The sequence below is a fragment of the Chromobacterium subtsugae genome, from assembly GCF_001676875.1.
Taxonomy (GTDB): Bacteria; Pseudomonadota; Gammaproteobacteria; order Burkholderiales; family Chromobacteriaceae; genus Chromobacterium; species Chromobacterium subtsugae.
Genome location: NZ_JYKA01000068.1, coordinates 1 through 246 on the forward strand (window position 1 = coordinate 1; position 246 = coordinate 246).

At 69.1% G+C, this 246-nt stretch carries 1 protein-coding gene; it reads left to right on the forward strand.

Annotation, left to right across the window (positions count from 1 at the left end):
* Positions 1-246: Ig-like domain-containing protein (locus MY55_RS22360; protein ID WP_157889419.1), on the forward strand; the 246-nt coding region annotated here is incomplete at both ends.

Here is a 246-nt window from a genome sequence, read left to right on the forward strand (position 1 = left end):
GGGCACGGCGACGGCGAACGGCAGCGGGGCGTGGAGCTACAACCTGGCGAGCAGCCTGGCCGACGGCAACCACAGCATCCGGGCGACGGCGACCGACGCGGCAGGCAACATCAGCGCGCAGTCCAGCGGCTACACCATCACCATCGACACTACCGCGCCCAATGCGCCGACTGGTCTGGGGCTGAGCGTGGCGTCGGATACTGGCAGCAGCCACAGCGACGGCATCACCGACAACAACCAGCCGAC